The following is a 15,615-nucleotide window of genomic DNA, read 5'->3' as shown; positions in this document are numbered from 1 at the left end:
AATACTTGCGAAGGGGTTTAATTTTGAATACGGTTGAGTTTTTAACTTATCTTCGCAGCTTAGATATTCAAGTTTTTATTGATGGTGAAAAGTTTCGCGCTAACGCCCCTGAAGGAATTATTACACCAGAACTGCGTGCAGAAATTCAAGAGCGTAAAGCAGAAATTATTGAATTTTTAGAAGCATCTAATCGTACTAATAACCAGAGTTTTAGACCTCTCGCACCTATTTCGCGGTCAGCAAATCTTCCTCTCTCCTTTGCTCAACAACGGCTGTGGTTTCTTGACCAATTAATCCCTAATAATCCTTTCTATAACATTCCACTAGCACTACATTTAACAGGTTCGCTGAAATTAGCCGCACTAGAGCAAACTTTTAACGAAATCGTGCAACGACATGAAGCTTTACGCACCACTATTGTCGTACAGACAGGGCAACCAATTCAGGTAATTAATCCTACCCTAACAATACCTTTACCAATAATAGATTTACGGCAACTGCCACAAGCCGAACGAGAAATACAAGCACGACGACTCACTACGCAAGAAGCTCAACGTCCTTTCAATTTATCAACTGATTCGTTGCTGCAAGTAAAACTGCTGTGGTTGGATGAGACACAATACATCCTGCTGCTGACTATGCACCACATTGTCTCCGATGGTTGGTCTATTGGGGTGCTGATTCAAGAGATAGCAGCACTTTACACAGCCTTTGCCAGCAATCAGCCTTCTCCTTTACCGGAACTTATAATCCAATATGCAGACTTTGCATACTGGCAACGCCAATGGTTGCAAGGGGAAATATTAAAAAAGCAACTGAGTTACTGGCAGAAGCAGTTAGAGGGCATTTCTATGCTAAATCTGCCAACCGACAGACCAAGACTAGCTGCTCAAAGTTACCAAGGTGCAAAGCAACCTCTGCAATTATCAAAAAGTTTGAGCGAAGCACTTTTAGCTCTCGGACAGCAAGAAGGGGTAACTTTATTTATAACCCTACTAGCAGCATTCAAAGTTTTACTTTACCGCTATACACAACAAGAAGATATTGCTATTGGTTCACCTATTGCCAATCGCAACCGTAGTGAAATTGAGGGATTAATTGGTTTTTTTGTCAATAGCTTAGTACTGCGTACCGATCTATCAGGAAACCCAACTTTTCGGGAACTATTGAGTCGGGTTAAAGAGGTAGCTTTAGGAGCATACAGCCATCAAGATTTACCCTTTGAAAAGCTGGTAGAAGAACTGCATCCAGAGCGTAATTTGAATCAAAATCCACTCTTTCAAGTTGTTTTTGCGCTCCAAAATGCACCTATGACAGCGTTAGAGTTACCTAGTTTAACTTTAAGAGCGCTACCATTTGAAACGGAAACAACACGCTTTGATTTAGAGTTCCACTTGTGGGAGCCAAATACCAAAAATGGGTTATGGGCAGATAGCTCAGAAGGAATTAGTGGTTTTGTAATTTATAGCACTGATTTATTTGATGACGTTACTATCGCCAGGATGCTAGGACACTTCCAAATATTAGTGGAGGGTATAGTTGCAAATCCAGAAGACCGAATTGCACATTTACCACTTTTAAGCGAATCGGAGCTACATGATTTATTAGTTGAATGGAACAATACTCAGTTAGATTATCCTCAAGATAAGTGCATCCATCAGTTATTTGAAGCGCAGATGGAGGAAACTCCCGATGCGATTGCGCTAAACGCACGCTCCGCGAACGCACTAGTATTTGGCGATAAACAACTCAGCTACAAAGAGTTAAATATACGCAGTAATCAACTTGCACATTATCTAAAAAAATTAGGAGTTAAAACCGAAGTTTTAGTAGGACTTTGTGTAGAACGTTCTTTTGATATGATAATCGGGATGTTGGGCATATTGAAAGCAGGTGGAGCTTATGTACCTTTAGATCCAAGCTATCCATCTGAACGTTTAAACTTTATGCTTGAAGATGCTCAAGTCTCAGTTTTATTAACTCATGAGCGATGGCTTGAACGTTTAGAAAACTATAATTCAAATATAATATGTTTAGATAAAGATTGCGAAATTATTGCTCAAGAAATTGAAGATAATCTTCCTATTGAAGTTGCAGCAGACAACCTTGCTTATGTTATTTATACCTCTGGTTCAACAGGAAAACCTAAAGGCGTACAAATTGAACATAGAGGATTATTAAATCTAGTTTTTTGGCATCAAAAAGCCTTTGTGGTTTCACCTAGCGATAGAGTAACACAAATAGCCGGGGTTGCCTTTGACGCTTGCAGTTGGGAAATTTGGCCTTACCTTAGTGCTGGAGCAAGCATCTATATTGTAGATGATGATATCAAGCGATCGCCTGAATATCTCCGAGATTGGCTAATATCACAAAAAATCACAATTTCCTTTTTACCAACACCTATAGCAGAGAAGCTTCTATTATTAGATTTTCCTAAGAACGCAGCTTTACGGATATTGCTCACAGGTGGAGACAAACTAAATCAATATCCTTTAGCTTCCCACTCTTTCCAAGTATTTAATAATTATGGGCCAACGGAGAACACGGTTGTAACAACTTCTGGTCATATTTCTGTTAAGAATAAAGATAATTTAGCACCTGTAATTGGTAGTGCGATCGCCAATACCCAAGTTTACATACTAGATAAACATTTACAACCACTACCCATTGGTGTATCAGGAGAGTTGTACATCAGCGGTGATGGATTGGCACGAGGTTATTTAAACCATCCTGACTTAACTGCTGAATCCTTCATTTATCATTCTTTTACTAATAATCCAAAAGCACGACTTTATAAAACAGGTGATTTAGTTCGCTATCGAGTAGACGGCAACATCGAATTTTTAGGTCGTCTCGACGAACAGGTAAAAATTCGCGGCTACCGCATTGAATTGGGAGAAATTGAAGCGGTGCTGAGTCAACATCCAGGAGTGCAGCAAACTGTAGCAGTAATTCGTGAGCATCAAGGAGAAAAGCGTCTATTAGTTTGTGTGGTACTGAAACCTGAATACAGCAGCGAACAAGAGAATATGCAATTAGGGCAATTGCAAGATGAACAAGTTTTGCAATGGCAAATGCTTTACAATGAAACTTACAATCAACCTGCTGCTGATTCAGATCCAAGATTTAATATTGTAGGGTGGAATAGTAGTTATACAAATCAGCCTATTCCAGCAGAGCAGATGCGCGAGTGGGTGAATAATCAAGTCGAGCAAATTCTGGCTTTGCAACCCCAGCGAGTGCTAGAAATTGGCTGTGGAACGGGTTTAATTTTGTTTAGGATTGCACCTCACTGCACTAAATATTGTGGGACGGACTTCTCCCAGGTTTCACTTAATTACATTCAGCAACAGTTAGAAAAGCAACAAATACCGCAAGTAACACTGCAACAAAAGATGGCTACTGACTTTCAGGAAGTAGAAACAGCAGCTTTTGATGCAGTAGTTCTCAACTCGGTTGTGCAATATTTTCCTAATATTGATTATCTTATCCGCGTACTAGAAGGTGCTGTGCAAGCAACTGCTCCTGGTGGCTTTATCTTCATAGGAGATGTGCGTAGTTTGCCGCTTTTGCAAGCTTTCCATGCCTCAGTGCAACTGTATCAAGCTGAACCTTCCCTTACCCGCTTTGAATTGCAGCAACGGGTTCAAATGCAAATTTTCCAAGAAACAGAGTTGGTGATTGATCCAGCTTTTTTCAGTGCATTAAAGCAGCATTTTCCTCAAATTAGTAGTGTGCAAATTCAACTTATCCGAGGACGCGATCGCAATGAATTAACTCAGTTTCGTTACAATGTGATTATTCATATTGGCAATGAGACGGTTAATAATACTAAAAATTCTTTAGTGCTGAACTGGTCTGAAGATAATTTAACAGTGTCAGCAGTACGTCAGCTATTAATTGAGAAGCAACCAGAAATTTTATGCATTACCAATGTAGCTAATGCACGAGTATTTACGGCAGTTAAAACAGCAAAATGGTTATTAGGGCTAGAAGATTTTAAAACTGCGGGTGAAATGCGTGAAGCTTTGCAAAAGCTCCAGAATTTAGGAGTAGATCCAGAAGATTGGTATACTCTGAATGTACCCTACAGCGTTGATATTAATTGGTCAGATTCAAGTACTCAAGGATGCTATGACATCACTTTTGTCCGGCAAGATGTAGTAAGTAAGAGAATTATTCTCCCAAATAGCACGACTTACTCTCGTCCGTGGCAATCTTATGCCAATAATCCCCTACAAGCCAAAGCTGCAAGCAAGTTAGTGCCGCAGTTGCAGACTTATCTACTACAGAAGCTGCCTGAGTACATGATGCCATCAGCTTTTGTAGTACTCAACTCTCTACCTCTAACAGCTAATGGTAAAGTAGATCGCCGCGCCTTAATTGCATTGGATGCTATTAAGCCTCAATTGCCAGAAAATTACATTGCGCCTCAGACTCCCGTTGAACAAGTGCTAGTGAAAATCTTTGCCGAGATTTTAGGACTCAAACGCGTAGGAATTCATGATAATTTCTTTGAATTAGGCGGTCATTCATTACTGGCAACTCAGCTTGTCTCTAGAGTGCGCGACGCATTGCGCGTGGAGTTACCTTTGCGTAGCGTATTTGAAGCACCGACAATTGCACAAATATCTAAGGTAGTAGAAAGTTTTAAAGAAAGCACCGCTCAAACTCAAGCCCCAGTTTTAGTACCATTATCGCGTGAAAGTCGGCGGATACGGACATCAGAGCATTTTTATCTCCCCAGAGACATAAAAAAGCGTTAATCAAATAATGCTTTAACCTTTTTCGCGGAATTCCCCATCCCTCTACAGGGTGGGGAGGATGTCAAGCATCCATTTTCTGATATTGTGATATCAATGCTATCTATTCGATATCGGTCTTCTCTGCTATCAATACTGCTATCACCATGTCTGAAACGGTCGATGATAATAAACCAAGTGCAATGGTGCGTGTCCCCACTCCCCTAATTCCCGCTGTTCGCGAATTATCCCGCTTGCACCGACAAGGACGTACAAGTGAGGTACTTCAAGGTTTGGATGAACTAATATTGGCGTTGGATAACAGCAGTGGTGGCACATACAATGCCAAAAGTAAAACTTTAGGGGCAATTTGCGAACGACTTGAGAGTTTGGAGTCACAATTGTTGGGTGAGTCGAATAGCAATGGAACACCCGAAACCAAACGTCTCGCCGATCTAGAACAAAAAATCGAGGGGATGACAAGTCGGATGACACAATTTGCTTCGGCTATTATCCAAATACAAACAGGACTTAATAACCAACCGAGGCGGAATAAATCGTACAACAATTCTTATTATCAAGGGCAAACTGTTAAAATTCAGCCATTAACAGAAGAAAATTTAGCTAAAAGATTAGGTGTGAATGTAGAAACTGTACGCTTTGAAAGAAGTAGCCAGCCACCCCCGCTTTTTGTCGGGTGGTCTAAGCGTAAGGATACTTCTGGTATTGGGTGGGAGTTTAATCAAGATACGGGACTATATCACCCAGTAACATAAAGATGTTGAAAAAATCCCATAATAGATACCCAGATAATTGGGCAGACATCGCGTTTCAAGTTAAACAATCCGCTGATTGTCCAGTGTTCTAAGTGCCACTTATCGCCCAAGAATTGCAATATTCCCTGTTAGAATGGCTGCCGCGATCGCTTTCCTTGCCGCCCCTAAATTTATTTATGAGGATTCTATGCATTACTTTTTACTTTTATCTTTTTACTTTCAGGACTTACGCAACTGGCACATTTATCTGAAAACTGTCACATGAAATTAATTTGGCTTTAACGTTTATAAATCAATGCTTACAAGCATTTACCTCAAATTGAAATATATGTGCCAGTTGACCTTATATTGTGACGCTTGCGCTCATTCCTAACTTTTTAAGGGCACGTGTTTAGGCTAAAAAGGGGTGAAATTAGTGAAAATAGCCAAGAATAATAAGCAATTTCAATTGGTAAAAAGAAGCAAGATTGACGAGCTACACGAGCCATTGAAATTAGAGAATATCAACTCCCTAGACTTTTCATCAATGTCAGCCAAAGAGTTTCAACAACAAGACAACTCTAAAACTATCACGCACTTCTCTCCCGTAACACAACCACCCTTATTTCAAACAACTGATGATGCTCCCGTAATGACTTCTCACCCTTACTTATCAGGAGCGCAAGCTTGTTTAGGAAAAACTCTTTGGGATGATATTGAAGGTGTTCCTTGTTTTCGGCGCTTTTTTGGTCAGGGTTTTATAGAACACAACATCATTAAAGAAAACCCGGAAACCAACAGACTAGAACTTATAGCTGGGAATGCAGCCTGGGAGATTATTCAGAAGTTTAACCCAGAAGTTGCTTATATGTTTTTAGTTTTTGCGTCTTGTGCCACGGATTTAGAACAACCTTGGTCGGGTGCATTTACCATCAAAGGAACTGATTTAATTAAAACTTTTGGCTGGAGTAATAGAACCGATTTAAGTTTAGGTAATAAGCTGAAAAAACTCGGTATGCTTGCCCAGCAAGTAGCCCATCTGAGTATCACCATTAATAAGCTTGACTTAAAGCGGATGAAATATTCAGCCGAAATTCAAGCTATGTGGCAACTAAAGCTTCAGTACACAGGTCAGTTGTCTTTAACTTTAGAACATAATTATCCATCCAAAATTGACCATGAATTTGATGACCCTACAGAGTTATTCATCACTGTTGGTGCTAATGACTGGGTTCGACCATTTCAGGATTTAGAAAACTACCGCTCACTATATGAGTACGGACTTTTAGCTAAAAGTACTTTACAAATTAACCCCTATCAAAATCCAATTGCTGCAAGGTTAGCAGTATTGTTAACTATTATGAGCCGAATTAAAATTGATGGTGAATACAAGGTAGGAACATTATTAAAACGGATAGGATATCTTTCAGAAACACAATTGCAGGAGCTTCAGGGTACGAGTAATCGTTATAAAAGAAAGGAACTAATTGAACAGTGGGATAATGCCCTACTAACCCTACAAGATTTAGGTTGGCAGATTGATTTTGAACCAGTTACTTATCCAGAATCAATTCAACCAATTTGGGTATTAACGTCAGATAAAAATAAAGAAGGACAGCGACGACCCAATGGGTGGCTAAATATTTGGCTAGAAGCCAAAGTAATTATTAAACCTACAGAAAAAATTCAGGAAAAGCTAGAAGCAATTAACGCTCCTGCACTTCCAGTTAGTAAGCCTAAATCTGACCCTGAGCCAAAGCTTAAAACTGTACTTACTGAAAGTAAAGATTCGCACCCTAACAAGCAAAGAATTACAGCAGTAGAAGATAGCCAAAAACTAATTCCTGGATGGGCTTTGGAAGAAGCTTTGAAACTAAGGGGATGGACTAAATCGCATTTAGCAGAGCGGTTGGGCTTGCAAAAATCGCTTCCTGGCAAGTGGATAAATGGAACCCGTAAGATTCAACCCCTTCATCTAAAACGGCTTTGGGAGTGGTTAACCCCAGAGTTAAACGAAGTTATGAGCGATTAAAACCGCGATCAATAGTCACACCCATCCTTTGTTAGTAGTCGGCTGGTGGCTTCCTAAGGGTGTTGAGTAGCCGTAAAGCTTTATCACCTTTTATTATATAGTTAGAGTGTTTAGGACTTTGAGGCTATGAAATTTTACACATCATCAGAACTTCTGGCTGAGTTGGATAATTTTAGCTTAGAACAATTATTAGAAGTCAAAGAGAAGGTTGATAAATTAATACAGTCGAAAACCTTAAATACTGCTGCTTCTAAAATTACAACTCATCTACATCGAACGGATTATTATACAGTTGTTAAACATCCTATTCCTAATAATTTCCAAGTAAGTATCAAGGGGTCTTACGAGAAAGCAACATTTGTTTCGGGTTTAGCTCAAGATATTGACATTGTTGTTTCATCAGTAAAACAGGTGAACAACCAAAATGACATGCAAGCTTTAGATTCAATGATTGCGCTCGTTTCGGAGTGGCAACAAGATGAATCAGGATATGATGAGGAAGTTTATCCGAATATAGAAGCTGCTTTAAATCAAGATTAAAATTTATCTTTTAAATGCGACAAGTTGTTTTGCTAGATGCTAATCCATTATCACAGGTTACTCATCCGAAAATCAAGCCAGAAGTAATAAATTGGATGCAATCTTTGCGAGAGAATAATATTGCTTTAAAATCTCCAGAAATTTCTGTTTATGAGGTCAGGCGAGAATTAATAAGGCTAAATAATAACAAAAGTATTGAGCGACTTAATCAATTTATAAGTTACAGTCTAATACCTATTAATTCAGAAACATTTGTACAAGCTGCTATATTTTGGGCGGAAGTACGAAACCAAGGGAAACCAACATCCGATAATAAAAGCTTAGATTGCGATGCTATTCTTGCAGCACAAGCATTGCAGCAGTTTGAATACTATGACAAGGTTACTGTTATTACGACTAATGTTAAACATATAGAACGTTTTGCAGCAAATAATGAGTTAGAGGTACTTGATTGGGTAACTACTTTGAATAATTTTGTTGATAAATATTAATCCTAAGCCTGTAATTAATTTTTAGAAGCTTCTAAAAACGTTAAAAGAGAAATTAAATACTTTGCAACAAAGTATTATTTTCACATCCAAAATTTAGCTATGTAAAAATGGGAGTTATTTCACAGCTTAAGCGTGGAAAGTTCCGAATTTTGTTGAGGAACCGGAACTTTGGCTTTTGTCGAGTACCAAGAGTGTTAATCATCTAAAAAGCTTTGTTGGCAAGGGTAAGAGCCTACTTTGCCTTGCGATCGCACAAAATCTGCCACACTACCCCTACTTGTCTACTCTCCCTAAAATCACCTTACTTCTGTCTACTCCTCTAGAATCGGGTAATAGTTTTTTTTAAATTAATCCTTACATCCAACTTCAAGAAACAGCCCCAAACCCTTGCTTATAAAAGGTTTGGGGCTGTTTATATCTTTCCAGCGCCAGCTATTCTCAATAAGCCAAAAGCTGAAACCATTGATAAACCGTTTGTCTACTTTGCTTATTGAGAATAAAAACAGTAAAATCCATATCCCATATAGCTTAGAGTAGGTAGACAAGTTTTTCTAGAATCCCCCTACGAAATCTATAGAATCGACCTACGCAATCTCTAGAATCCCCCTACGCCTTTTTTTTGAAACCTTTGTGAATCAATCGTTCCAGCTTGGTAGACAAGCCTAATTAAGTTAATTAAGTTAAGCGACCTCGATTTTTCGGGGTCAAAAAAACGGCATGGTATGAAATAAGGTTGTTCCGTACCGGATAACCTTCATGAAGATTTATATACGCAGCGCAAACATATTTAACATCCCCAGTCAGCCGCTCTCCTTAGCAGTTTGGGAGATGTGCCAAAGAATTTGTGACCAATGCAGGTGTAAAATTACTTTAAAAGAAATAGCCCCCCCTGTAACTAGCAGGGGAGGCGAATCAATTTCAATTTTAAAAATGTTGTTTAAATTGTACCCCGTTTTCCTCTTTTTGTACAAGCAAGGGAAGAGATTATTTCCTGAAACCAGCTCAGGTAGCCAAAAGCAACACTCTCCTTGTCTCCCGCTTTACTTAGATAGATGTAGTGCTTCATACCCACACTCCCGCCATACCAGCTTCAAAGGGGGTGAGGGATGATGAACGACAATATCCCAAACCTATACCCCAACGACCTCACAGTCGCCGAGTACCACGAACTCGCCGACAAGAGCGCCATTCACCCCGCGCTAATCGAGGCTAATTTCATCCACATCGAAGGCGTATTAGTTTACTCGTACTTATTCATTTCCGAGCAAATAAAGCGCAAAAATGCCGGTCGAGTCACCGACAGCTTCTTAAAGCAGTACCAACACGCCGAATTGGGTGGATTATGGATTAGCGGACTCGACCCTCAAAACAACTGGCAACCGATGGAATGGGGGCGCTTTAAGCCCACTAACCCCCGAATTAATGCAGAAAAAGGCAAACTCGTCAAATACGAGTCACCACCCAAAACCCCCAACCGCGTCACTTACTTCGATATCCCCGACTGCATTTGGGATTTAGTCCGAAAGCGGTATAATATCAAGTGCAATAATTCTCCCCTCTCGTCGCGCCTTAGTGATAGGCTACATCCGCTCTTATTTTGGGAATGGGTTATTCGTCACCCAGAAATCCCCATAATCCTTTGCGAAGGGGAAAAGAAAGCAGCCTGTTTGTTAAGTCTTGGGTTTGTAGCGATCGCACTCCCCGGTATTTGGAACGGACGAGTTGGTAAAAAAGACTTCGACGAACGCCTCCACCCCGATTTGCTGCCTTTAGCACAAAAGGGACGCAAATTTATCATCCTCTTCGACCACGAAACCAACCCCAAAACCCGTTGGTCGGTCTTTCAAGCCACCCTACGTACAGGTAAGGCAATAGAGGCATCTCTATGCGCCTGTGAGGTGGCTCAACTCCCCGGAATGGAGAAAGGGGTCGATGACTTCGTAGTAGCCCGTGGTGACGATGCTAGCGCCCTATTAACTGCCATCGTTGACGACGCCAAAAGCCTCACAGATTATCAGCGATCGTTCTACCTCAGCCAGAGAGGACTAAGCAACAAATACAAACCAGACGTTCGGGTAAATGTCAAGTATTTATCTGGAGCTGTTGAATTACCAGAATCAGGACTGGTAGCATTAGAAAGTGATATGGGAACCGGCAAAACCGAGTTGCTCTCAAAATGGCGTGACTCACATCCCCAAGCGCGATTCCTCAACAACGGGCATCGAGTTAACTTGCTGAAAAACCTGGCTAATCGTCTCAAAACCGAGATGTACTCAGATTTGGGTTATACGGGTTTAGCTAAAGCCAATGCCCTCAGCATCACCATCGACAGCTTGCACAAGCTTTGCACCGATTCCCTCACCTACGGCTGCGTGTTTATCGATGAAGCTTGCCAGTATCTGACTCACCTGCTGCACAGTAAAACCTGTAAAGAACATCGGGCAGAGATTTTAGAAGTTCTGGAATATATCGTGTATAATGCGCCCTTGGTTGTAATTGCCGACGCGCATATGGACGACGTGACGGTGGACTTCTTCCGGGCAATGCGTCCACCAGAGGAAAAGCCGTTTATTATCAAAAACGAGTGGAAAAATGGCGATCGCCCAATTTACTGGTACGAAGGAGATAATTCTTCTGCCCTAGTAGCCCAGATTTCAGCAGCGCTGATGCTGGGTAAGAAAGTCATGGTGGTTTCCGACTCCAAGCGCTTTATTAAGAAACTTGAAAAGTCGCTCTCTATGCCCCTTGTTGTGGAGGGTAGCAACGCAGATCCTAGTTTGCAGGCGGTGATTGCAAATGACAATATTTCTGACGTTCCCTCACAATTACCCCAAAAGACAGATGACAAAAAAACGTCAGGTGTTAAAGCATCGCAATTACCCCAAAAGGTAGATGACAAAAAAACGTCAGGTGTTAAAGCATCGCAATTACCCCAAAAGGTAGATGACAAAAAAACGTCAGATGTCAAACAGCCGCTACGCATCTGGGCGATCCACTCGGAAAACTCCGGCAGTGAAGAAAACGTTGCCTTCATCAAGGACATAACTAACGCTGTAAAGAGCCTAGATGCCCTTTTAGCGTCTCCTAGCCTGGGAACTGGGGTGGACATACCTGAATATCATTTCGACGCTGTTTTTGGCGTTTTTCACGGGGTTTCGCAAACGGCTACCGAATGCGCCCAACAACTTTGGCGTTATCGTCCCAACGTCCCGATTCATGTTTGGGTAGCTCCGCGTCCGCCTTTTGGCTATAAAGATACCAATGCCAGTAAAATTAAGGAGCGGTTGCTGCAAACCAACGAAATGACGGCTTTCCTGATCAGGATTGACCGTGAAACAGGACGAAGAGGTGCTGAAAAAGACTCTTGCCTTGATGCGTACTGTCAAATTCAAGGGAAGCGACACCAATCTATCAACAACTTGCGGGCTGATTTACGCAACTTGTTAACGGAGATGGGTAACGTAATTATCCCAGTGGGTGTGGAGGAAAATAAACTAGCCCAAGAGCAACTAAAAAATGCTGGCATTGCCCTAGACGCTGCGTATTATACTGCGGTTGCTTCTTCCAACCAGATTTCGGCTACTGAGTATCGCTCAAGGCAAAGTAAAGATTATCTATCACCCGAAGAAATTTATGAGTGCGAAAAATTCCGCATCAAAGATGCTTACGGGATGGAGGTGACAGAAACACTGGTGCAAAAAGATAACAGTGGGAAATTAATTCGGGCGATCGCTGACTTGGAGGCTATTTTATCTGAGCCAGATGGTACAATTGTTGACCCAAATACTGGTTCATTATACCCAGCACCACCAACAATTGTGGCAGACAAAGACCGTCAGGAGCGCTTACATCTGCCGTTCTGTATGGACTGGGGGAATTATTCGGCTTCTTGGCTGGCTAGGTTTAATTTGGGACTGCATGGCATTCTCAAACGTCTAGTAGCGGGTGTTGAGGTTACGGCGAGTGACCCGGATTTGGTGAGAATGACGGAAATAGCCTATAATTGTGCGTCTCATGTTAAGGCGATTTTAGGGTTTACGGTTCCCCCTAAGTGCAAACCTATATGGTTGTTGGGAACGCTGCTTGACCAATTGGGGTTAAAACTAGATGACCATAAAAAAGGTCCACGGGGGAAACAAGTTAAATATCACTTGCTATCTCAAGAGGAATTGGACTTTGCGCTATCGGTAATGCGATACCGCGATTACAAGCGACAAGCAAAAGAAGAACGGATTAGGCAAGTCGAAGAAGAACAACGGCGATATCAAGCCAGATTGCAGTTACAGTATGGGATTGCACCGCCAAACTCACCCGTATCCACCCCCCCCCCTAATTCTATAGTTCCACCACTAGGGGAGGGGGTGGATACCGAAGTTGAAAACATCGATTTTGTCGATTTGGAACCCGAAGATGGCGATCCTACACCAATTAGAGATTGTGTCCAACAACTGCGCTCTGGGATTAAGCATGGGGTTGATGCCATTAAAGATATCCTCCAACGTTGGAGTGAAGATCGTCGGTGGTGTGCTGTGCTACTGCTGGAGAAAATTGCAGCTTCAGAACTACGTATATTAGAACAAATGATGCCACAGTTTTATACGTGGTTGAGTTTGTAACTATCTAATTGCTCTCGAAATTACGGCATTGTCGGTCGAGTCACCGTCGCGGCACAGTTTCTGCTGTCAATACTTTTTTATGTACGCCCCGCGCTTATTGCCTTACAGAATAAAAAAGTTGAGGAGCGCGTGAAATAAGGGCACACTTCATGAGGAATTTATACAGAAAGCTCGATTGGGTTTTGATTTATTTGAACCTAAAAATCAAAGTAGTATTTTGCTTTTTGCTTTTGTTAATCCGGGAGCAGTACGTCCAACATTTTTTCTCGTTTCTCTTTTCACGGGGATTCATAAAGGCAGCCCCGATCGCTCGTCTCTTGGCACTTCTGATCCCATACTTTTAAGTATGGGATTGAAGTAAGGAGCGTTATGGATTGAGTGCTACGCCATGATGCCACAAATCTTTTTATGAAGCATGTTCCTTATACCCACAACGTGCAGTTTTTATTGATACATATGTATTTCTGCCCTCTGCCCGAGCGCATAGCTGCCTTTCTTTGTAAGTTATATGTCGAACAGCTTATTATCTTTTTTTGACATAAATTCGGCTTCTTCTTCAGCAGTAAATTGCCGACAAATTTGTATCCACTTATTTGATTCTGAACGGTAGATATAAGAATCTTCAGCAGTTGCTGCATATAAACATTGCAACCACACGTCTTGGTATTTCGGATTTTTCTCAGATTCTGTCAGAATAATATTTAAAATTTCCGGCAACGTTAAATTACTGCGAATAATCCTATCTGAATCGTTCAGTTTTTCAACTTCTAAACTAGAAAGAGTAGGACAAACAGTTGCTTGCGAATTACAATAGTAAATATTACCGCCCGGTACTTTCACCATCATCCATACTGGTTCGTATGGATAAGGAGATGTACAAGTAAAATCCTCATATTGTTCAATCATCCATCCAGAAGTTTCCTCCGATCCAAACATATATTCGCCATCGGTTAAGCAAGTTAAGCGAACTTTTTCTCTATCGGATGAATCCAAAAAACCAAGTTCTATCGCTCGGTCTAAAGCTTTTTCAATACTCCAAGGTTCAAAACTACCCGCCCCTTCCCAGTGCTGGTCACTATCTGGTTCATTCCACCCTTTCTTCCAATATCCAAATTCCCAAACAGTCATCATTGGGTCAAATTTAAATTCTGTGTTTTTCATATTTTTGATGATATAAAATTTGTCTTTTTAATCCCACCAAGCCCGCAGGTAATTTGACTTAATATCAAGTTCATCCGGGGAACCAACAAATGCTTCAAAATCTGCAAGAACTTGATTTGTGCAAATACCATTAAACACAATTCCATCAATAGTAACTCGATAATCTTCACGAAATTTATCCCAAATATTTTGTATGCGAATTATTTTTCAGTTATACCAATTCGTCAAAATTTGACTACATATGCAGAAAGTGCGAAAATGACATGACGCACGATAATTGTATATCCCGAGTCGTGCGATCGCATGGTTGTGAATAAACCGAAAGGGATTTTGACATTAGAAGTAGTGGAAGTAGATTAATTTTATTGCTGGTTAATTGTCTTAAATATTGCCAATACGTAGTGTCTAGCTGTCATATAGCAATCCTAAATGAGTTGTGAAAAAAATGAACCATACATAAATATCTTCGGGAAATCAAAAACTTGATGATTAGTAACGAGTTCAAATAATCTCTTGATCTGAGGAAACGATTTACATAAGTGGTAAAACTCTCGAATAAAGTTTTTAGCGTACAACCAGATGTCCTCTACAGGATTTTGCGTTGGGTCATTGGGCGCAAATCGAATGCAAGTAATTTTCCATTTATCTTCACTTAACCCTTGATTAAGAGTATCTAAGTAAGCTTTAAATTCAGCAGAACGATGATAACTAGCGCCATCCCAAATCAAAGCAATACGGCTTTTTGGATACTGGGAAATTAAATATTTTACCCTGCGCGATCGCGTTACTAGAATCACCTTTTTTACAAGGCTTAATTAGAAACTCTTGTGTGTAATAATTTAGAGCGCCGAAATAAGTTTGTCGTTGTCTTTCATTGATAATTGGCGCGGACAGAGGATTCTGTCCGTCCACACGCCGCGAATTTCGGTCTTTGACCTTCTGTGACACCTCTGCTGTTCTTAGATTTAATAGGGTTTGGTTTTGCTCACGAGTCAAAAATACTCTTAGACGAGCGCCCATACTTTAAATTACCTCGGTAGATGCCTTCTCCGTATTTATTTGATCTTTACATAGTTTGGTTTTTTTCTACCTACCTACTTATTTCGTTATTTCTCTTCGATTAAAGTCAGCGACTCCATCACGAGAGCCGCTGCTCTACAAAACCGTGCTTGAAACTTTTGCTTCACACGGCTCCTCAATGATTTGGTGTATGTCAAACATACCTCATTACCCATCTTCCTTCAACTATTTCTAGTTTTCTGGGGGCTTAGGCTCGAC

The 15,615-nt window shown here is 40.8% G+C and carries 8 protein-coding genes and 1 pseudogene; 7 read left to right on the top strand and 2 right to left on the bottom strand.

The window, feature by feature from the left end:
- Positions 1–23: 23 nt before the first annotated feature.
- The 7 genes from TOL9009_RS38160 to TOL9009_RS45165 all read left to right on the top strand — a co-directional run bounded on the left by TOL9009_RS38160 (position 24) and on the right by TOL9009_RS45165 (position 13,537).
- A complete protein-coding gene (locus TOL9009_RS38160; RefSeq protein WP_038296138.1) occupies positions 24–4,766 on the top strand; it encodes a non-ribosomal peptide synthetase in 4,743 nt (1,580 codons plus the stop codon).
- A 143-nt stretch (positions 4,767–4,909) separates the two neighbouring features.
- The gene (locus tag TOL9009_RS0104940; RefSeq protein WP_029631591.1) at positions 4,910–5,518 is read left to right on the top strand and encodes a hypothetical protein; all 609 of its coding nucleotides are present in this window, start codon (positions 4,910–4,912) and stop codon (positions 5,516–5,518) included.
- Between the two features lie 415 nt (positions 5,519–5,933).
- Entirely contained in the window at positions 5,934–7,529 is a 1,596-nt protein-coding gene (locus tag TOL9009_RS38155; protein ID WP_260675846.1) for a helix-turn-helix domain-containing protein, read from the top strand.
- 126 nt (positions 7,530–7,655) lie between these two features.
- Positions 7,656–8,069, top strand: coding sequence for a hypothetical protein (locus TOL9009_RS0104930; RefSeq protein ID WP_029631589.1), 414 nt, complete (start codon positions 7,656–7,658; stop codon positions 8,067–8,069).
- Between the two features lie 14 nt (positions 8,070–8,083).
- On the top strand, positions 8,084–8,560 hold the full coding sequence (locus tag TOL9009_RS0104925) for a type II toxin-antitoxin system VapC family toxin (RefSeq protein ID WP_029631587.1): 477 nt from the start codon (positions 8,084–8,086) through the stop codon (positions 8,558–8,560).
- A 1,109-nt stretch (positions 8,561–9,669) separates the two neighbouring features.
- Positions 9,670–13,176 carry a DUF3854 domain-containing protein gene (locus tag TOL9009_RS0104920; protein WP_029631585.1) on the top strand — a complete coding sequence of 1,169 codons (3,507 nt, stop codon included), beginning with the start codon at positions 9,670–9,672 and terminating at the stop codon, positions 13,174–13,176.
- Positions 13,177–13,351: 175 nt separating this feature from the next.
- The gene (locus TOL9009_RS45165) at positions 13,352–13,537 is read left to right on the top strand and encodes a hypothetical protein (RefSeq protein ID WP_144238155.1); all 186 of its coding nucleotides are present in this window, start codon (positions 13,352–13,354) and stop codon (positions 13,535–13,537) included.
- Positions 13,538–13,680: 143 nt separating this feature from the next.
- Here the strand turns inward: TOL9009_RS45165 and TOL9009_RS0104915 are convergent, their stop codons facing one another.
- Together TOL9009_RS0104915 and TOL9009_RS42040 are read right to left on the bottom strand one after the other, a co-directional pair.
- Positions 13,681–14,337, bottom strand: coding sequence for a hypothetical protein (locus TOL9009_RS0104915; protein ID WP_029631584.1), 657 nt, complete (start codon positions 14,335–14,337; stop codon positions 13,681–13,683).
- A 425-nt stretch (positions 14,338–14,762) separates the two neighbouring features.
- Positions 14,763–15,017: pseudogene (locus tag TOL9009_RS42040) on the bottom strand (IS630 family transposase); the annotation flags it as partial.
- Positions 15,018–15,615 lie beyond the last annotated feature (598 nt).

Origin of the sequence: [Scytonema hofmanni] UTEX 2349, from assembly GCF_000582685.1 — a bacterium.
GTDB classification, from domain to species: Bacteria; Cyanobacteriota; Cyanobacteriia; order Cyanobacteriales; family Nostocaceae; genus Hassallia; species Hassallia hofmanni.
Note: the sequence above shows the minus strand (reverse complement) of the source record. Positions and strands in the feature narration are given on the sequence as shown.